General features: G+C 71.4%; 18 protein-coding genes. 10 read left to right on the forward strand and 8 right to left on the reverse strand.

All coding sequences use genetic code 11. The features are described from left to right. Nucleotides 1–44: 44 nt before the first annotated feature. From hutI to hutU, 4 genes are read right to left on the reverse strand one after another with little or no spacing between them, the layout of a single operon-like run. Entirely contained in the window at nucleotides 45–1,217 is a 1,173-nt protein-coding gene (gene hutI, locus ACWDEX_RS01890; RefSeq protein WP_450461157.1) for an imidazolonepropionase, read from the reverse strand. A gap of 35 nt (nucleotides 1,218–1,252) precedes the next feature. Next, complete coding sequence (locus ACWDEX_RS01895; RefSeq protein ID WP_450461158.1) at nucleotides 1,253–2,611, reverse strand: formimidoylglutamate deiminase; 1,359 nt, start codon at nucleotides 2,609–2,611, stop codon at nucleotides 1,253–1,255. Then, nucleotides 2,608–3,825 carry an allantoate amidohydrolase gene (locus tag ACWDEX_RS01900; protein ID WP_450461159.1) on the reverse strand — a complete coding sequence of 406 codons (1,218 nt, stop codon included), beginning with the start codon at nucleotides 3,823–3,825 and terminating at the stop codon, nucleotides 2,608–2,610. The genes ACWDEX_RS01895 and ACWDEX_RS01900 overlap by 4 nt, the downstream gene beginning before the upstream one ends. Continuing rightward, entirely contained in the window at nucleotides 3,822–5,486 is a 1,665-nt protein-coding gene (hutU, locus tag ACWDEX_RS01905; protein WP_450461160.1) for a urocanate hydratase, read from the reverse strand. Before hutU ends, ACWDEX_RS01900 begins: the two co-directional genes overlap by 4 nt. Before the next feature lie 144 nt (nucleotides 5,487–5,630). Here hutU and ACWDEX_RS01910 point away from each other — a divergent pair, with 144 nt between their 5' ends. From ACWDEX_RS01910 to ACWDEX_RS01930, 5 genes are all read left to right on the forward strand, one after another. After that, nucleotides 5,631–7,052: a diaminopimelate decarboxylase gene (locus ACWDEX_RS01910; protein WP_450461161.1), complete on the forward strand. Its 1,422-nt coding sequence runs from the start codon at nucleotides 5,631–5,633 to the stop codon at nucleotides 7,050–7,052. A gap of 211 nt (nucleotides 7,053–7,263) precedes the next feature. Further along, nucleotides 7,264–7,662, forward strand: a complete 399-nt coding sequence (locus ACWDEX_RS01915; RefSeq protein WP_450461162.1) for a hypothetical protein — start codon at nucleotides 7,264–7,266, stop codon at nucleotides 7,660–7,662. After that, nucleotides 7,659–8,504, forward strand: a complete 846-nt coding sequence (locus tag ACWDEX_RS01920) for a transcriptional regulator (protein ID WP_450461163.1) — start codon at nucleotides 7,659–7,661, stop codon at nucleotides 8,502–8,504. The genes ACWDEX_RS01915 and ACWDEX_RS01920 overlap by 4 nt, the downstream gene beginning before the upstream one ends. A gap of 40 nt (nucleotides 8,505–8,544) precedes the next feature. Continuing rightward, nucleotides 8,545–9,063: a roadblock/LC7 domain-containing protein gene (locus ACWDEX_RS01925; protein ID WP_450461164.1), complete on the forward strand. Its 519-nt coding sequence runs from the start codon at nucleotides 8,545–8,547 to the stop codon at nucleotides 9,061–9,063. A gap of 16 nt (nucleotides 9,064–9,079) precedes the next feature. Next, nucleotides 9,080–9,454, forward strand: coding sequence for a hypothetical protein (locus ACWDEX_RS01930; protein ID WP_450461165.1), 375 nt, complete (start codon nucleotides 9,080–9,082; stop codon nucleotides 9,452–9,454). A gap of 195 nt (nucleotides 9,455–9,649) precedes the next feature. Here ACWDEX_RS01930 and ACWDEX_RS01935 read toward each other — a convergent pair whose 3' ends face one another. Next, nucleotides 9,650–10,492 (reverse strand): MurR/RpiR family transcriptional regulator, encoded by an 843-nt coding sequence (locus tag ACWDEX_RS01935; protein WP_450461166.1) that lies wholly within the window; start codon nucleotides 10,490–10,492, stop codon nucleotides 9,650–9,652. 212 nt (nucleotides 10,493–10,704) lie between these two features. Here ACWDEX_RS01935 and ACWDEX_RS01940 point away from each other — a divergent pair, with 212 nt between their 5' ends. After that, nucleotides 10,705–11,139: a hypothetical protein gene (locus tag ACWDEX_RS01940; RefSeq protein ID WP_450461167.1), complete on the forward strand. Its 435-nt coding sequence runs from the start codon at nucleotides 10,705–10,707 to the stop codon at nucleotides 11,137–11,139. A gap of 204 nt (nucleotides 11,140–11,343) precedes the next feature. Here the strand turns inward: ACWDEX_RS01940 and ACWDEX_RS01945 are convergent, their stop codons facing one another. Beyond that, nucleotides 11,344–12,735, reverse strand: coding sequence for a cystathionine beta-synthase (locus ACWDEX_RS01945; protein WP_450461168.1), 1,392 nt, complete (start codon nucleotides 12,733–12,735; stop codon nucleotides 11,344–11,346). Between the two features lie 180 nt (nucleotides 12,736–12,915). Between ACWDEX_RS01945 and ACWDEX_RS01950 the strand changes: the two genes are divergently transcribed. The 3 genes from ACWDEX_RS01950 (at nucleotide 12,916) to ACWDEX_RS01960 (ending at nucleotide 16,469) form a co-directional block, all read left to right on the forward strand. Beyond that, nucleotides 12,916–13,977 carry an SGNH/GDSL hydrolase family protein gene (locus ACWDEX_RS01950; protein ID WP_450461169.1) on the forward strand — a complete coding sequence of 354 codons (1,062 nt, stop codon included), beginning with the start codon at nucleotides 12,916–12,918 and terminating at the stop codon, nucleotides 13,975–13,977. A gap of 219 nt (nucleotides 13,978–14,196) precedes the next feature. Next, nucleotides 14,197–15,417, forward strand: coding sequence for an acetyl-CoA C-acetyltransferase (locus ACWDEX_RS01955; protein WP_450461170.1), 1,221 nt, complete (start codon nucleotides 14,197–14,199; stop codon nucleotides 15,415–15,417). A gap of 263 nt (nucleotides 15,418–15,680) precedes the next feature. After that, the gene (locus ACWDEX_RS01960) at nucleotides 15,681–16,469 is read left to right on the forward strand and encodes a hypothetical protein (RefSeq protein ID WP_450461362.1); all 789 of its coding nucleotides are present in this window, start codon (nucleotides 15,681–15,683) and stop codon (nucleotides 16,467–16,469) included. Nucleotides 16,470–16,514: 45 nt separating this feature from the next. Here the strand turns inward: ACWDEX_RS01960 and ACWDEX_RS01965 are convergent, their stop codons facing one another. Then, nucleotides 16,515–16,826, reverse strand: coding sequence for a hypothetical protein (locus ACWDEX_RS01965; protein WP_450461171.1), 312 nt, complete (start codon nucleotides 16,824–16,826; stop codon nucleotides 16,515–16,517). A 96-nt stretch (nucleotides 16,827–16,922) separates the two neighbouring features. On the opposite strand from ACWDEX_RS01965, the gene ACWDEX_RS01970 reads away from it, so the two are divergent. Then, nucleotides 16,923–17,150 (forward strand): DUF4287 domain-containing protein, encoded by a 228-nt coding sequence (locus ACWDEX_RS01970; protein ID WP_450461172.1) that lies wholly within the window; start codon nucleotides 16,923–16,925, stop codon nucleotides 17,148–17,150. A gap of 83 nt (nucleotides 17,151–17,233) precedes the next feature. Here the strand turns inward: ACWDEX_RS01970 and ACWDEX_RS01975 are convergent, their stop codons facing one another. Then, entirely contained in the window at nucleotides 17,234–18,145 is a 912-nt protein-coding gene (locus ACWDEX_RS01975) for a Bax inhibitor-1/YccA family protein (protein ID WP_450461173.1), read from the reverse strand. Between the last annotated feature and the right edge of the window lie 38 nt (nucleotides 18,146–18,183).

Below are 18,183 nucleotides of genomic sequence, written 5' to 3' on the forward strand. Positions count from 1 at the left end.
GCCTGGTGCCCGGCCGAACCCGATTCGGCCGGGCACCAGGTGTGTCAGGCGACCCTGCTGCCGCGTCGCCACACTTCGCTGACCAGCGGTACGCCCGGCCGGTAGGCCAGGTGGACATGGCTCGGCGCGTCGAGGATCGCCAGGTCCGCGTACGCGCCCGGGATGAGGCGTCCGATGTCCGTGCGACGCAGGGCCTGCGCTCCGCCCGCCGTGGCCGACCAGAGCGCCTCGTCCGGGGTCATACGCATGTCCCGTACGGCCAGCGCGATGCAGAACGGCACCGAAGAGGTGAAGGACGAGCCCGGGTTGCAGTCCGTCGACAGGGCCACCGTCACGCCCGCATCCAGGAGACGGCGGGCGTCGGGCCACTCGGCGCGGGTGGAGAACTCGGCGCCGGGCAGCAGGGTTGCGACCGTGCGGCTGTTCGCGAGCGCGTCCACGTCGGCGTCCGTCAGGTGCGTGCAGTGGTCGGCGCTGGCCGCGTCGAGTTCGACGGCGAGCTGTACGCCCGGACCGTACGACAGCTGGTTCGCGTGGATGCGCGGGTGCAGGCCCTTGGCCCTGCCCGCGGTGAGGATCGCGCGGGCCTGGTCGCCGTCGAAGGCGCCCTTCTCGCAGAAGACGTCGACCCATCGGGCGTGCGGCGCACAGGCGTCGAGCATCTCGCCGGTGACCAGCGCGACGTACGCGGCCGGGTCGTCGGCGTAGTCCGGGGAGACGATGTGCGCGCCGAGGTAGGTGACCTCGTCCGTGTGCGCGGCGGCGATGCGCAGGGCGCGTGCCTCGTCCTCGACCGTGAGGCCGTAGCCGGACTTCGTCTCGAGGGTGGTGGTGCCCTGGCGGAGGGCTTCGGCGAGATAGCGGACGAGACCCGCCTCCAACTCCGCGTCCGTCGCGGCCCGGGTCGCCGCCACGGTCGTGCGGATGCCTCCCGCCGAGTAGCCGCGGCCCGACATGCGGGCGTTGAACTCCTGCGTGCGGTCGCCGGCGAAGACGAGGTGCGAGTGGGAGTCCACGAAGCCCGGGATCACCGCCCGGCCACCGGCGTCGACCCGGTTGTCAGTGGCGGGTGCTTTGCTTGATTCACCGGTCCACGCGATGCGGTCGCCGTCGATGACGACGGCCGCGTCCCGGATCAGTCCGAGCTGCGTTTCGTCACCGAGGGAGGGATCGTTGGTGACCAGGCTGGCGATGTTGGTGATGACCGTGCTGCTCATGTGTTCCTCGTGGCTGGCCGGAGTGGGGGTGGGGGTCAGGCGCGCAGGGCGTCGACGGCATCCGTCAGTGCCCGCGGCACGTCCGGTACGAGGGTGTGCGCCCCGTCTCGGACGACGTGCCGGCCGCCCACGACCGTATGCCGTACATCCGCTGCCGTCGCGGCGAATACGGCCGTCTCGGCACCAAGTCGTGGCTGCGTCCCCGCGGTCCTGACGGAGTCGAGCGCGATCGTCGTGAAGTCGGCGAGCGCGCCGGGCTCCAGGGCGCCCGCGTTCTCCCAGCCGAGTGCGGCGTGCCCGGTGGCCGAGGCCGCCCGCAGCAGGGCCGCGGCCGTCCAGTGACCGCGGGTGCGGGTGCGCAGCCGCTCGTTCAGCTCCATCGCGCGTGCCTCTTCGAGGAGGTCGATGACGGCGTGGCTGTCGGAGCCGAGGCAGAGCGGGGAGCCGGCCGACTGCAGGGCCACGGCCGGGCCGATGCCGTCGGCGAGGTCCCGCTCGGTGGTCGGGCACATGCAGGTGCCGGTGGATGTGGAGCCGATCAGCGTGATGTCCTCGGCCGTGAGGTGCGTGTTGTGGACGCCGGTGGTGCGCGGCCCGAGGACGCCGTGGTCGGCGAGGAGGCGCGTGGGGGTGCAGCCGTGGGCCTCCTGGCAGGCGTCGTTCTCCGCCGTCTGCTCGGACAGGTGGACGTGGAGCGGGGCCCGCCGCTCCTCGGCCCAGCGTGCCACCGTCGCCAACTGCCCTGCGGGCACGGCCCGTACGGAGTGGATGGCCGCGCCGATCCGTGCGTGATCCCGTTCCTTGAGAACTGAACAGCGTTCGGCCCATGCCTGAGCCGTGCCGTCGGAGAAGCGGAGTTGGTGGGTGGTGGGTGGTTGTCCGAAGCCGGAGGAGAGGTAGGCGGTGTCAAGGAGGGTGATGCGGATGCCGGCCTCGGCAGCGGCGGCGATGAGGGCCTCGCCCATGGCATTGGGGTCGGTGTACGGGGTGCCGCCCGGCGCGTGGTGCACATAGTGGAACTCGCCGACGCTGGTGACCCCGGCCAGCGCCATCTCCGCGTACACGGCACGGGCCAGCGCGTGGTAGGTGTCCGGGGTCAGCCGGTCGGCGACCGAGTACATGACCTCGCGCCAGGTCCAGAAGGTGCCGGAGCCGACCTGGACCGTGCCGCGCAGGGCGCGGTGGAAGGCGTGCGAGTGCGCGTTGGCGAGACCGGGGAGGGTGAGCCCGCGCAGGATCTCGGCGCCGGGGGGCGGGGCGGCGACTCCGGTGCGGACGGCGGTGATGCGCCCGTCGGCCCCCGCGGCGGAGCCGCTCGGTGTCACGGTAAGGACCACTCCCGACTCGACGGCGGGGTCGAGCCAGGCGTGTTCCAGCCAGTACGTCCGCGTCACCTGCCCACCAGCCCTTCCAGTACGTCGGCGAGTGCGGTCACCCCGGCCAGGCAGTCGTCCTCGGCGGCGTGCTCGGCCGGGGAGTGCGAGACACCTGTGGGGTTGCGCACGAACAGCATGGCGGTCGGGACGCTCCCGGAGAGGATTCCGGCGTCGTGTCCCGCTCCGGTGCCGAGGACGGGCACGGTCAAGCCGGTGTCCTTGCCGAGGATGCGGGCCAGTTCGTCGCGCAGGGCGTGGTCGAACTCCACGACGGGCGTGAACGACTCGCGGACGACGTCCAGTTCGACGCCGTGGGTGTCCGCGTACGCACGGGCCGCCTTCTCGATGCCGCCGACGACGGTGTCGAGGCGCTCCTGGTCGGCGGCGCGGGAGTCGAGCCAGCCGCGGACCAGGGAGGGGATGGCGTTGACGCCGTTGGGTTCGACGGCGATCTTGCCGAAGGTGGCGACGGCACCGGCGCTTTCGGCCTCGCGGCGGGCGGCCAGGACGGTCTCGGCGTAGGACAGCATGGGGTCGCGGCGGTCGACGAGCCGGGTCGTCCCTGCGTGGTTGGCCTTGCCCCGGAAGTCGAACCGCCAGCGCCCGTGCGGCCAGATGGCACTGGCCACGCCCACCGCGTCACCGCTCAGGTCGAGGGCCCGCCCCTGCTCGACGTGCAGCTCGACGAACGCGCCGATGCGGCCGAGCCGCTCGGGATCGGCTCCGATGGCGTCGGGGTCGTAGCCGGCGGCCTCCATGGCCTGCGGCAGGGTGACGCCGTCGGCGTCGGTCAGCTGGTGCGCCTGCTCGAGGGTGAGCTGCCCGGTGACCAGCCGGGACCCGACACAGGCGAGCCCGAACCGGGCACCCTCCTCGTCGCCGAAGTTGACGATGCCGAAGGGCCGACCGAACGCGGCATTCCGCGACCGCAGTTCGTCGAGAGCGGCGAAGGAGGACACGACTCCGAGAGGTCCGTCGAAGGCGCCGCCGTCCGGGACGGAGTCCAGATGGGATCCGGTGACGACGGCGTCCCCCGCGGCGGGGTCCCCGAGCCAGGCCCACTGGTTCCCGTTCCGGTCGACCTCGTAGGCGAGCCCACGGGATTCGGCCTGCTCCTTGAACCAGGCCCGGCAGTCGGCGTCGGCACCGGTCCAGGCGAAACGGCGATAGCCGCCGGAGGCGGAGCCGCGGCCGATCGGCAGCAGCTCCGCCCACATGCTGTGGAAGGTCACGCGTCGTCACCCTCGCGCATCGGGACACGGACGCCCCGCTCCTGGGCCACCGACTCGGCGATGTCGTATCCGGCGTCGACGTGCCGGATGACGCCCATGCCCGGGTCGTTGGTGAGGACCCGCCGGATCTTCTCCCCGGCCAGCTTGGTGCCGTCGGCCACCGTCACCTGCCCGGCGTGGAGGGAACGGCCCATCCCGACCCCACCGCCGTGGTGGATGGACACCCACGACGCACCGGAGGCCACGTTCACCATCGCGTTCAGCAGCGGCCAGTCGGCGATCGCGTCGGAGCCGTCGAGCATCGCCTCCGTCTCGCGGTAGGGCGAGGCGACGGAGCCGCAGTCGAGGTGGTCGCGGCCGATGACGACCGGCGCGGCGAGTTCGCCACTGGCCACCATGTCGTTGAACCGCTCGCCGGCCCGGTCACGTTCGCCGTAGCCGAGCCAGCAGATACGGGCGGGCAGCCCCTGGAAGTGGACGCGTTCGCCGGCCAGCTTGATCCAGCGCGCGAGGGACTCGTTCTCGGGGAACAGGTCGAGGATGGCCCGGTCGGTCCTGGCGATGTCGGCCGGGTCGCCGGACAGCGCCGCCCACCGGAAGGGGCCCTTGCCCTCGCAGAACAGCGGCCGGATGTAGGCGGGCACGAAACCGGGGAAGGCGAACGCCCGGTCGTATCCGGCCAGTTGTGCCTCGCCGCGGATGGAGTTGCCGTAGTCGAAGACCTCGGCGCCGGCGTCCAGGAAGCCGACCATCGCCTCCACGTGCCGGGCCATCGACTCCCGGGCGCGGGTGGTGAAGCCGGCCGGGTCCTTGGCGGCGTAGTCGGCCATGTCCTCGAAGGCGACACCGGTCGGCAGGTACGACAGCGGGTCGTGGGCCGAGGTCTGGTCGGTGACGATGTCGATGGGGGCGCCCATGGCCAGCAGCTGCGGGACGAGGTCGGCGGCATTGCCCAGGACACCGATGGACAGTGGACGGCGGGCGTCGCGCGCCTCGACGGCCAACTGGAGGGCATGCTCCAGGGAGTCGGCCTTCACGTCGAGGTACCGGTGCTCGATGCGGCGCTCGATGGCACGCGGGTCACAGTCGATGCAGAGTGCGACGCCGTCGTTCATGGTGACGGCGAGCGGCTGGGCGCCGCCCATGCCGCCCAGCCCTGCGGTCAGCGTGATCGTGCCCGCGAGCGAGCCGCCGAACTTCTTCGCGGCGACGGCGGCGAAGGTCTCGTAGGTGCCCTGGAGGATGCCCTGGGTGCCGATGTAGATCCACGAACCCGCGGTCATCTGCCCGTACATGGTCAGACCGAGGGCCTCCAGGCGGCGGAACTCCTCCCAGGTCGCCCAGTCCCCGACGAGGTTGGAGTTGGCGATCAGGACACGCGGCGCCCACTCATGGGTCTGCATCACGCCGACGGGACGGCCGGACTGGACGAGCATCGTCTCGTCCTGCTTGAGGTTCCGCAGCGTGCGGACCATCGCGTCGAAGGAGCGCCAGTCCCGCGCGGCCTTGCCGGTACCGCCGTAGACGACGAGCTTGTCGGGGTGCTCGGCGACCTCGGGGTCGAGGTTGTTCTGCAGCATCCGCAGAGCGGCCTCCTGCTGCCATCCCAGGGCGCTCAGTTCCGTACCGCGCGGTGCTCGAACGGGCCGGGGTCCTGACATGGTCTGCCTCCTGGTGGACGACCGCACGCGGCCGGTGGCGCGCGGGACTGGTGCAGTTGTTATTCACATCCTGGCGACCTGAATAGATGTAGTCAATACGTTCGTGTGCCAGCGGCGCGGCGACAGGGGTGTTTGGCTGGATGCATGTCCGCAGAAGGTGACAGGGGAACGGGGGACACGGTGACAGCAAGGGACAACGAGACGGAAGTGACGGCAGGGACCGGGCATCCGGCGGACGCCGGACGGGCGGCGCGTCGGGACGAGGCCGTACGGAGCGCCGTCGAACAGGGCTTGCTGGGAGCGGACGCTCCCATCGTCGGGCTCCTGGACATCGCCGGCATCCGGGACTCGGCGGCGGAGTTGCGGGCGGCCTTCGACGCGGTGGTCGCGCCGGGCACCCCGGTGCTGCACGCCTTCGCGGTGAAGGCGACACCGCTCGTACCGGTGCTGCGGCTGCTGAGCGAGGCCGGCCTCGGAGCGGAGGTGGCGAGTCCGGGGGAACTGGCCCTTGCCCGGGCGGCCGGGACAGCGCCGCAACGGACCGTCCTCGACTCGCCCGCCAAGACACCGGCGGAACTGCGGGAGGCGCTGGCACTGGGCATCGCCGTGAACGCGGACAGCCCGCAGGAACTGGCGCGACTCGACGACCTGGTCCGCACGACCCGGACGGACTCCCCCCTGGGGATCCGGGTGAATCCGCAGATCGGAGCCGGTTCGATCGAGGCACTGTCGACCGCGACGGCCACGTCCAAGTTCGGGGTGGCGCTGCGGGACGAGGGGGCGCGCGAGTGGGTGGTGCGTGCCTTCACCGAGCGGCCGTGGCTGACGCGGCTGCACGCGCACTCCGGCTCGCAGGGCGTGCCACTGTCGCTGATGGCGCGGGGCATCGCGGAGACGTACGCGCTCGCCGAGGAGATCAACCATCAGGTGGGACGCCGACAGATCGACACGATCGACATCGGCGGCGGGCTGCACGTGAACTTCGCCTCCGAGGTCACGACGCCCACGTACACCCAGTACGCGCGGCTGCTGGCGGAGGCGGTGCCGGGACTGTTCGACGGACGGTACGGGCTGGTCACCGAGTTCGGGCGGTCGCTGCTGGCCAAGCACGGCACCGTGGTGGCGCGGGTGGAGTACGCGAAGAGCGCGGGCGGCCGGGCCGTCGCGGTCACGCACGCGGGCGTACAGGTGGCGACCCGCACGGTGTACGCGCCGGCGTCCTGGCCGCTTCGGATCGCGGCGTACGACGCGAAAGGGCGCCCCAAGGAGGGTCCCGACGTGGTGCAGGACGTGGCGGGCCCGGCGTGCTTCGCGGGCGACCTGCTGGCCGAGGGCCGCAGTCTGCCGCTCCTGGAGCAGGGCGACTACGCGGCGGCACTGGACACCGGGGCGTACTACTTCGCGCACCACTACGCGTACAACTCCCTGCCACGGCCGGGGGTGTACGGCTACGCGCGGGGCGAGGGCGGAGGGATCCGATTCGCCCTCGCACGGGAGCCGCAGAAGGTCGAGGAGATCGTGGCGGAGTCGGGCGGAGCACACGCGGGTGCGCTGACGGCGCTGTGACCGCGCCCGTACGCGCCTCGCCCGGACACCCGCAACATCGGCACGAACACACCAAGACGACCCTCAACGCCCTTGACAGGGAGGTCAATCGACTCACTCTAGTAACCCCGCGCATGTCCCACTGGAAAATGCCAGAAGCCTCACTCCGTCGCACATACGTTGCGTAGCCTCGGCGTTACTCAGCCGTACCCGAGGTCGGGAGGGGGCGACGGTGCCCGGAATCGACGAGTGCCTGCTGGAAGCCATGCGACTGCCCGGTGCCCGGGGCGCCGCGGTGGTCGACTGGACCAGCGGGCTCGCCCTGGGCACGGTCGGGGAATCGCCTGGCGGTGACCACGAGCGGACCGCCGCGGAGGCGGCGGAACTGGCCCGCCTGGCCGCCGAGCACCGCGCGTTCGCCCCGGAGGGGGATGCCGAATGGTCCGAGAACGCATGCCCGGTCGAGGACCTGATCATCGCCAACCGGGACAGTTACCACCTGCTGCGGTTCGTCCCGACCACCTTCGACAGCAGTGTCTTCCTGCATCTGTGGCTGGCCCGCGAGGAGGGCAACCTGGCCCTCGCCCGCATCCGGCTCGGTGAGATGGCAGGACGGCTGGTGCTGGGATGACGACGATCAGCACGCCTCCGCCGCCCCGTCTGCCCACGCGAGAGCGGGCCCAGATGCCGGGCGGCGGCCTGTCCCCCATGCTCAGTCGGCTCGCCGACGAACGGGCCACCGGAGTGCTGATGCGCGAGGGCGGCATGCTCCACCTGTCCGAGGGCCAGGTGGTGTACGCCGAGAGCCCCGCCACCCCGGGCCTCGACGCCCTGCTCATCGCCCGCGGCACGCTCGACGAGGACGGCTGGCGGGAAGCGTTCGCGCAGGCGGGGGAACGGCAGCGGGTGGGGCGGTTCCTGGTCGACAGCGGCCGCATCGGCAAGGGCGCGCTGGAACTGTGCCATCTGGGGGCGCTGTACGACGCGGCGTACTTCGTCCTCGGCCCGAGCAGCGCCCCGGTCCGCTTCCGCTACGGCGAGGCGCACTGGCTGGGCCCCGTGCATCCGGTCCCGGTCGCCGCGCTGGAACGCGAGACGCTGCGCCGCCGCGAACTGCTCCATGGGATCTGGCCCGACTCGAGGACGGACGACGCCCCGCTCGTCCGTGCCGCCCACACCGCGGGACGCACGGTCACACCCCGCCAGGGGGCGGTGCTCGACCGGATCGACGGAGTACGCACGGCGGCCGACATCTCGCGCTCGCTCGGCCGCCCCGCCTTCCACACGCTGGTGGACGTACGGCGCCTGGCCGCAGCGGGCGTCGTCACGGCCGGCACGGGCGGCGGCCTGCCGCCTGGGGAGCCCGCGCCCGTCGACCGGGCACCCGCCCCCGGCGCGCCGACGCCGCCGCCTTACGCCGACCCACACGTCACGTTGCTGAAGAGGCTCAGGGATGCGCTGGAGGCCCTTTGACCGGATCGAACGGCAACGCCTTGCCGAGAGGAGACCCCTGATGGACGCGGAGCCCGAGATCCTGGCCGAACTCCACCACCTGCGAGCCCGCATCCCCCAGCTCACCGGTGCCCTCGCCGCCAGCGTCGACGGACTCGTCCTCGCCCAGGACACCCCGGGCATCGAGGCGGAGGGCGTCGCCGCGCTCACGGCCGCGGCACTCGGCGTCGCCCTGCGGATGGCCGACGCCACCGGCCAGGGCGACTTCCGCGAACTGCTCGTCCGCGGCGTCCACGGCTATGTGGCCACGTACGCGGCGGGCCGCAGCGCCGTCCTGACGCTGCTGGCCCAGGACCGCGTCAACGTAGGCCGACTGCATCTGGAGGGCCGCCGCGCCGGCACCCGGATCGGGGAGCTGGTCGATGAAGCCGCCGCCCGAACCGAGCCCGCACCGCAGTCCCGTGCCGCCAGGACCCCGCCGAAGAACACCGCCGGGCCCACCCCACTGCCGACCCGCACCCCGCGCACCACCGCGCGCCCCCGACCGGCCGCGAACGCGCGTACCACCACCGAAAGTTGAAAGGACGCACCCCGAAATGGCCAACACCGAAACCGCGTTGAAAGAGGCGCTCTCCTCCATCGAAGGAGCTACCGGAGTCGCTCTCGTCGACTACACCAGCGGCATGGCTCTGGGCACGATGGGCGGCAGCAAGAGCTTCGACCTGACGGTCGCGGCCGCGGGTAACACCGATGTCGTACGGGCCAAGCTGCGCACCATGGAGCACCTGGGGCTCAAAGGGCAGATCGAGGACATCCTGATCACCCTGAGCGACCAGTACCACCTGATCCGGCTGCTCACCGGCCGCGGCGGCAACGGTCTGTTCCTCTACCTCGTCCTGGACGCCAAGCGCGCCAACCTGGCGATGGCCCGTCACCAGCTCAAGAAGATCGAGGAGGAACTGGAGGTCTGACTCTCCGGCACGCCCGCTGTCCGCGCGGGCCGCACGAGCGCTGTGGTACGGCGGCGCACCCCGCCCGGGGCCGCGCCGCCGGCCGCGACGCCGGTGCCGCGCCGGCTCATGACCGGCCGTCCCGCCGGCGCGTCGCCGGGCGGGCGAGTCCGCCGCCAGGGCGGCAACGGGCCCGGAGCGCCGGCACCCGCAGGACTACTCCACGAACAGCCCCCTGGCTGCCGCCCGCGCGTCGAACTCCTCGAGCCTGGCCTGGGCGTCCGGCAGGTCGTCGCACATCGCCTCCAGCAGGACCCGGCCGAGCAGCATCGGCGCGCAGACCGTGTCGAAGGCGAGCCCGGTACCGACCGCGGCCGGCAGCAGCAGGTCCGAGACCTTCGCCACCGGCGCGAACGCCGAGTCGGCGACCGTGACCACCGTCAGGCCCGCCTCCTGGGCATACGCCAGCGCGTCCACGACCTCGCGCGGATGCCGGGGCAGCGCGAAGCACAGCAGGGCGCTCGCGCCCGCCCTCACGGCCGCGTCGACACGGTCCTGGAGCATCGTGCCGCCCTCGTGGAGCAGCCGTACATCCGGGTGGACCTTCGCGGCGAAGTAGGCGAAGCCGTACGCCTGCGAGGCCGCGGCCCGCAGGCCGAGCACGGGCAGGGGCCGCGAAGCGGCGAGGATCCGTCCCGCCCTGCGCACGGGCCGCGGATCGGCCAGCACCTGAGCCAGATGCCTGAGGTTCTCGATCTCGGCCTCGACGGCCTGCTGGTACTCGTTGCAGGAGCCGGAGTCCACCGTCGGTTCGGCGGGCGCGACCTCGCGCAGGTGCCTGCGCAGCGCGGGGTAGCCGTCGAAGCCGAGGGCGACCGCGAACCGGGTCACGGAGGGCTGGCTGACCCCGGCGAGTTCGGCCAGTTCGACGCTCGACAGGAACGGCACGTCCGAGGCCCGCCGCACCATGCTGTGCGCGATGCGCCGCTGGGTCGGCGTCAGCCGGTGCCCCTCGAAGAGCGCCTGCAGCCGTGCTGCAGGGCTGTCGGTCACGCTCATGACGTGCTCCCCCTCTCGAACCGGACATCGAAGCGTCCCACCACCACGATGACCAGCGAAGAACGCTGACCCATCAATAACCTATTCAAACACCAGGGAACCTGCATGGCGATATGCAAGCCGGTCATCCGGGCGCGCTTCCGGCAGCCCCCAGCCGGACCAGGGGGCTACCCCCAGTGCGTCAGGCGCACCGGCTCTCTACTGTGGTGCTCATGACCGGTATGGACGAGCGGGACGCCGACCTCAAGAAGGAACTCGACGCCAGCCTGCGGGCCCGCAAGGACCTGGGCGAGGAGTACGAGTCGGCTCTGGTCGAGTCCTTCCTGGAGAAGGTCGACCAACGCATCGACACCACGATCGACCGCCGGGTGCGGCGGCAGTTGGCCGAGCAGCAGATGGTGGTCGCGCGCGGCACACGATCCCCGAACGCGACGGACTCCTGGGCCGAACGCTTCGGCTTCGGCGTGGTGTCGTTGGTTCTGGCGATCCCGCTCTCGGCGATCGGCGGCAGCCTCGCGGACATGACCGGTCTCGTGGCCACCTGGGTCGGCATTGTCGGCGTCAACGTGGCGCAGGCAGCGCGCACCAACCCCGACTTGTTCGGCCGCCGCAGCAGGTCCTCCCGGGACGGCGACTGGCAGGACTGAGCACGCCTGCCGGCGCCCCCTGCCCCCTGTACTCACCCCCACCGCACGATGGACGCGTGCCCGGGGACCGCGTGGCCGACGGCCCGCGCACGAGCTGACGCACCACCAAGTACATGCGCGGGAACCGCCACGCTCCCGTTTCCGGGGGTGGAACGACGGCGGTCCCCGCGCGGGCCGACGGGGCCGGGCGTCCAGGGATGTTGACTACTGCTTTCCACCCTTGGCCAGGAAAGCCAGCAGGTCCTGTCGGCTGACCACTCCGGTGGGCTTGCCCTCGACGAGCACGATCGCCGCGTCGGCCGTACCGAGCACGGACATCAGGTCCGCCACCGGCTCGCCGGAGCCGACCTGCGGCAGCGGCGCGGACATGTGCTTCTCCAGCGGGTCCTCGAGCGAGGCGCGCTTGGTGAACAGGGCGTTCAGCAGTTCGCGCTCGACGACGGATCCCACGACCTCGGCGGCCATCACGTCCGGGTGGCCCGCGCCCCGCTTGACGATCGGCATCTGCGACACGCCGTACTCGCGCAGCACCTCGATGGCCTGGCCGACCGTCTCTTCGGGGTGCATATGGACGAGGGAGGGGATGGAGCCACCCTCCTTGTCGTTGAGCACGTCACCGACGCGAGCGCTCGGGCCGGTGTCCTCCAGGAAGCCGTAGTCGGCCATCCACTCGTCGTTGAAGATCTTGCTGAGGTAGCCGCGGCCGCTGTCCGGCAGCAGCACGACCACGACGTCGTCCGGGCCGAGCCGCTCGGCGACCCGCAGTGCTGCCACGACCGCCATGCCACAGGAGCCGCCGACCAGCAGCCCCTCCTCCTTCGCCAGCCGCCGGGTCATCTGGAAGGAGTCCTTGTCGGACACGGCGACGATCTCGTCCGCGACGGTGCGGTCGTACGCGGTCGGCCAGAAGTCCTCGCCGACGCCCTCGACGAGGTACGGGCGCCCGGAGCCGCCGGAATAGACGGACCCCTCGGGGTCGGCGCCGACGACCTTGACGCGCCCGTCGCTGACGTCCTTCAAGTAGCGCCCGGTCCCGGAGATGGTCCCGCCGGTGCCGACGCCGGCGACGAAGTGGGTGATCTTCCCCTCCGTCTGCTCCCACAGCTCCGGGCCGGTCGAGTGATAGTGCGAAAGGGGGTTGTTGGGGTTGGAGTACTGGTCGGGCTTCCAGGCGTCGGGGGTCTCACGGACGAGGCGGTCGGAGACGTTGTAGTAGGAGTCGGGGTGCTCGGGCGCGACGGCGGTCGGGCACACGACCACTTCGGCCCCGTATGCGCGCAGCACGTTGATCTTGTCGGTGGACACCTTGTCGGGGCACACGAAGATGCACTTGTAGCCCTTCTGCTGAGCCACGATCGCCAAGCCCACCCCGGTGTTCCCACTGGTCGGCTCGACGATCGTGCCCCCCGGCTTGAGCTCGCCGCTCTTCTCGGCCGCCTCGATCATGCGCAGGGCGATGCGGTCCTTCACGGAACCGCCGGGATTGAAGTACTCGACCTTGGCGAGGACAGTCGCCTGGATGCCGGCGGTCACGCTGTTGAGCTTCACCAGCGGGGTATTGCCGACGAGGCTGATCATCGAGTCGTGAAAATGCACCGTTGTCTCCGGTCGCTGCAAAAAACGTGGTCGTGATGGTCCCGCCAGCGTAAGCGTTCCCGTGGCCGGGCGGTCCCCAAGCAGCGAGCCGTCCCGGGTGTTCACGCCCTGTCGAGATTGGGCGACGGGGCGTACGGGGCAAGCACTGGGTGTACGGCTACGAGGAGGTGGCGGCGACGCATGTCGAGCATGTCCAGAGCGAGGGTGGCCCGTCGCATCGCGGCGGGCGCGGCGTACGGCGGTGGCGGGATCGGTCTGGTGGGCGCGGCCGCCGTGGGGCTGGTGCTGGCGGAGGTGCAGATGGCCAAGCGCCACGTGGGCAACGGACACAGCCCGCACCCGCCGAGCGCCGACGGTCTGTACGGATGGATGTCCCCCCGTGCCGAGTGCGGGGAAGAGTCCACACCCCGGGACGAACCGCACCTGAGACTGACCATGCTCGGCGACTCCACGGCCTCCGGGCAGGGCGTGCGCCGCTCCCGCCAGACACCTGGCGCACTGCTGGCGTCAGGACTGGCGGCGGTGGCGGAGCGCAGGGTGGAGCTGCACAACGTGGCACTTCCCGGGGCCCAGTCGGACGACCTGGACCGCCAGGTCACACTGGCGCTACAGGACCAGGAACGCCTGCCCGACGTCTGCGTCATCATGATCGGCGCGAACGACGTGACACACCGCATGCCGCCGACGCGCTCTGTGCGCCATCTGTCGGCTGCGGTTCGCCGGCTGCGCACGGCGGGCGCGGAGGTGGTGGTGGGCACCTGCCCCGACCTGGGCACGATCGAGCCGGTCCAGCAGCCGCTGCGCTGGCTGGCCCGCCGGGCCTCCCGGCAACTGGCCGCGGCCCAGACGATCGGAGTCGTCGAACAGGGCGGCCGCACGGTGTCGCTGGGCGATCTGCTGGGCCCGGAGTTCGAGGCGAACCCGCGTGAGCTCTTCGGCCCCGACAACTACCACCCCTCGGCAGAGGGCTACGCCACGGCGGCGATGGCGGTCCTGCCGACGGTCTGCGCGGCCCTGGGCCTGTGGCCGGCGGAAGAGGAGCGCCCGGACGTCTTCCGCCGCGAGGGCTTCCTCCCGGTGGCCCGCGCCGCGGCCGAGGCGGCCTCGGAGGCGGGCACGGAGGTCACGGCCGCCATGCCGACGGGCCCTCGGGGCCCATGGGCCCTCCTCAAGCGCAGGCGCCGTCGGCGTCTCCCGACTCCGGACGCCACACCGGACCCCGCCCCGGAGCAGACAGTGTGATCACCGAGTTCCCTCGCCCTACCGACCCTGCCCGTCCCCTCGAGGGCACGGGACCCCTGGCCCCGGACTGGGGGCCGTATCCCCGCATCCGTCCCCCCAGGGCAAAGCAAGCGCTTAGGAAAGTGCGGCCCGCGTCACACCGCCGCGCCCGTGACCTCCACCGTACGTACGGGTAACTTCGCCCACAGCCCCTGCCTCCCCTCGTGCAATGGAGCCCTGATGCCCGAAGCCGTGATCGTCTCGACCGCCCGCTCCCCCATCGGCCGCGCCTTCAAGGGCTCCCTGAAGGACCTCCGCCCCGACGACCTCACCGCCACGATCATCCAGGCAGCCCTCGCCAAGGTCCCCGCGCTGGACCCGAAGGACATCGACGACCTGATGCTCGGCTGCGGTCTGCCCGGCGGCGAGCAGGGGCACAACCTCGGCCGGATCGTCGCCGTGCAGATGGGAATGGACCACCTTCCGGGGTGCACCATCACCCGTTACTGCTCTTCGTCCCTGCAGACCTCCCGTATGGCTCTGCACGCCATCAAGGCCGGCGAGGGCGACGTCTTCATCTCCGCCGGCGTCGAGATGGTCAGCCGCAGCGTCAAGGGCACCTCCGACGGCCTCCCGGACACCCACAACCCCCTCTTCACCGACGCCGAGGCCCGCACCGCCGCCGTCGCCGCGTCCGAGGGCGCCGACTGGCACGACCCACGTGAGGACGGCCTGCTCCCCGACGCGTACATCGCGATGGGCCAGACCGCCGAGAACCTCGCCCGCCTGAAGGGCGTCACCCGCGAGGAGATGGACGAGTTCGGCGTCCGTTCGCAGAACCTCGCCGAGCAGGCCATCGCCAAGGGCTTCTGGGAGCGCGAGATCACCCCGGTGACCCTCCCGGACGGAACGGTCGTCAGCAAGGACGACGGCCCGCGCCCCGGTGTCACCGTGGAGGGCGTCGCCGGCCTCAAGCCCGTCTTCCGTCCCGACGGACGCGTCACCGCCGGCAACTGCTGCCCCCTCAACGACGGCGCCGCCGCCCTGGTGATCATGAGCGACACCAAGGCCCGCGAACTGGGGCTCACGCCGCTCGCACGCATCGTCTCCACGGGCGTCTCCGGGCTCTCCCCCGAGATCATGGGCTACGGGCCCGTCGAGGCCAGCAAGCAGGCCCTGAAGCGGGCCGGCCTCACGATCGACGACATCGACCTGGTCGAGATCAACGAAGCCTTCGCCGCCCAGGTGATCCCCTCCTACCGCGACCTGAACATCCCGCTGGAGAAGCTGAACGTGAACGGTGGCGCCATCGCCGTCGGCCACCCCTTCGGCATGACCGGCGCCCGCATCACCGGCACCCTGATCAACTCGCTCCAGTGGCACGACAAGCAGTTCGGCCTGGAGACCATGTGCGTCGGCGGCGGCCAGGGCATGGCGATGGTCATCGAGCGCCTGAGCTGACGGGCCTCCACTCCCGCGCACGGCCCGGAGCCCCGGATCCTTCGAGGCTCCGGGCCGTTCCGTGACTCAATCTCCCCCAGGATGTGACCTTTCTCCCTCCGCATGGGATCGGCGCAGGTCAGAGTCCGTTCACTGGGAAGGCCCCAAGTCAGGACCCTGTCCGTTTCGTGACGTTACGCACTGACAGCCGGTGAGGGTGCCCTTCAACCTGATGTAGGAAGTCGAGGGTCGACTGTGAACCGGGAGTACGTTCAGTGAGCACCATGCCGATCGCTCTGCTGCTCACCACGGCCGCCACCGCGGGCGTGGGCGTGGCCGTCCTGTGCTCCGTGCGGGCGCTGCGCCGACAGGTCGTGGCCCTGCGCAGCGAACTCGCCGCGAGCCGCGCCGCGCACACGCGGGCGCCGGTGCCCGCCGCCCGCCTCACCGCCGACGCGGCGGAGATACGCGCCGCCGTGTCCGAGGCGCTCGCCGAGGAGCGGGAGCGCGAGCTGGCCGAGGCGCGTGCCTTCTGGGCCGCCCAGGAGGCCCGTGACACCGCCGACTTCCCGCCTCTGCTCGGCCTGCCCGACACCGAGCTGTTCCTGCCCCGCCAGTCGGACCTCGCGGGCCCGGAGCACGACAGCCTGGAGCCGGTGGCCGAGTCCGCCGCCGACGAGAGCGAGTTCGCCCCAGACTCCCCCGAACTGGCCGCGGCCCGCCGCCGTCACCCCTCGCACCCCGACTTCGTGCCGTCCCCGTCACCGGTCGTGAGCGACCACGAGCGTACGGTCGCCTGCCTTGAGGGCCTGGCCTCCGCCCGCACCGAACTCGCCGATGTCCGCCCGGGCCCGCTGGGCACCCTGGACATCTACGTCTTCGCGGACGGTACGACGCTGTGCATGACCCCGGGCCACCGCGAGACGGCGGAGCGCCTTGCCGCGGCGCTGAGCGCCGGCCGTACGCCGGTCCTGCTCGGCGGTTCGGGCGTCTCGGGCGCGTACGCCCTCACGTTCGAGTGCGGCGACGAGAGCGTCTACGTCCTCGCGGACCGCGTCGTCGCGTCCCTGTAGGCGACGCCCGCCTCGCGTCGTCGCGGCCCGGGGTTCCGTCGCGGGTCAGACCCCGGCGCGTTTCAGCGCCTCCTCCACGAGGGACACCGCCTCCGCGAGCTCCTTCTCGTCCCGCAGGACCAGTGCCAGGTCGTGCGCGGCGACCGTGATCTGGTCGGCTGCCGCGAACATGCCCGCGTCCGGCATTTCACGCGGCTCGGCGGAGGGGTCCTCGATGAGCTGGGCACGCCGTGCCAGTTCCCTGGCCAGACCGAGCGCCTCGGCCGCCGCACTCCGCTGGAGCCTGCTCTGCGGAGCGGCCCGCAGCCGGTCGGCGAAGTGATCAACGGCCCGGGTCAATGGCGTCGTATCAAGCACTCCGCGAGACTACGCGCCCCAGTTGGACTGTTGCCAACACACGAACGCTCAGGCACGGTGACCTGAAGGACCGGCTTCAAGCGTCCGGAGGCGCCGATGTCCCGAGTCTTCTCCGAGGAGACCCATCGCAATCTGCTCGCCCACATCCCCCAGTGCACCGGTCGTGAAGTCTCCGACTGGCTGCGCACCGTCGAAGAAGGCCCCGCTCTCTGCTTCGAGGAGAAGGTCAGCTGGCTTCGGTACGAGCACAACCTCGCGTACGGCCACGCCAAGGCGATTGTTCATGAGTACGACCTGAGGAGGGCCGCGCGCAAACTCCGGTAGGCGCGGGCCGTCTGGACGACGAAGAAGGGCCCCGGTGGAACCGGGGCCCTTCTTCTGTCAGCTGTGAGCTGTCAGCCGTGCGGTTAGTCGCTGCTGTTGAGGATCGCGATGAGCCGCAGGAACTCCAGGTAGATCCACACCAGCGTCATCGTCAGACCGAAGGCCGCGAGCCAGGCCTCCTCGCGCGGCGCTCCGTACGCGATGCCGTCCTCGACCTGCTTGAAGTCCAGGGCCAGGAAGCAGGCACCGAGCAGGATGCCGACGATGCCGAAGACGACACCGAGCGTGCCGCTGCGGAAGCCGAGGCCGTCACCACCGCCGAAGACGGCGAACAGCATGTTGACCATCATCAGCAGGACGAAGCCGAGCGCGGCCGCCATGACGAAGCCGTAGAAGCGACGGTTGACGCGGATCCAGCCCGCCTTGTAGGCGATCAGGACACCGGCGAACACCGCCATCGTGCCGAGCACCGCCTGCATGGCCGCGCCGCTCGCGATGCGGTTGTCGACGATGCTCGAGAGGACGCCGAGGAAGACACCCTCGAAGGCCGCGTACGACACGATCAGCGCCGGCGAGGCCTTGCGCTTGAAGGACTGGACGAACGCCAGGACCATGCCGATCAGCGCGGCGCCGATGCCGATGCCGTAGGACCGGCTGATGTGGGCGTCGTCCACCGGCAGCAGCGCCCAGGCGAGCGCGGCCGTCACGATCAGGGTGCCGAGGGTGGATGCCGTGCGCAGCACGACGTCGTCCATCGTCATCCGGCCGGCGGTGGCCGGGGCCTGCTGCAGGTCCTGCTGGGCGTAGGGGTTCTGCGCGTACGGGTTCTGCGCGTAGGGGTTGCCCGCCTGCTGGGCGTAGGGATCGCCCTGCGCGTACGGGTTGCCCTGCGTACCGGCAGCGGCTCCCCCGGCCTGCGGCGCGGTGTTGAAGCCCGCGTAGCCGTTGTCGCGGCTGAACCCCCGTCGCGAGAAGACCGGGTTGCTGCTCCTCATTTCACTCCTCCATGGCCACCCTGCGCGGCCTTGGGCTC

The organism is Streptomyces sp. NPDC001020, assembly GCF_053599115.1.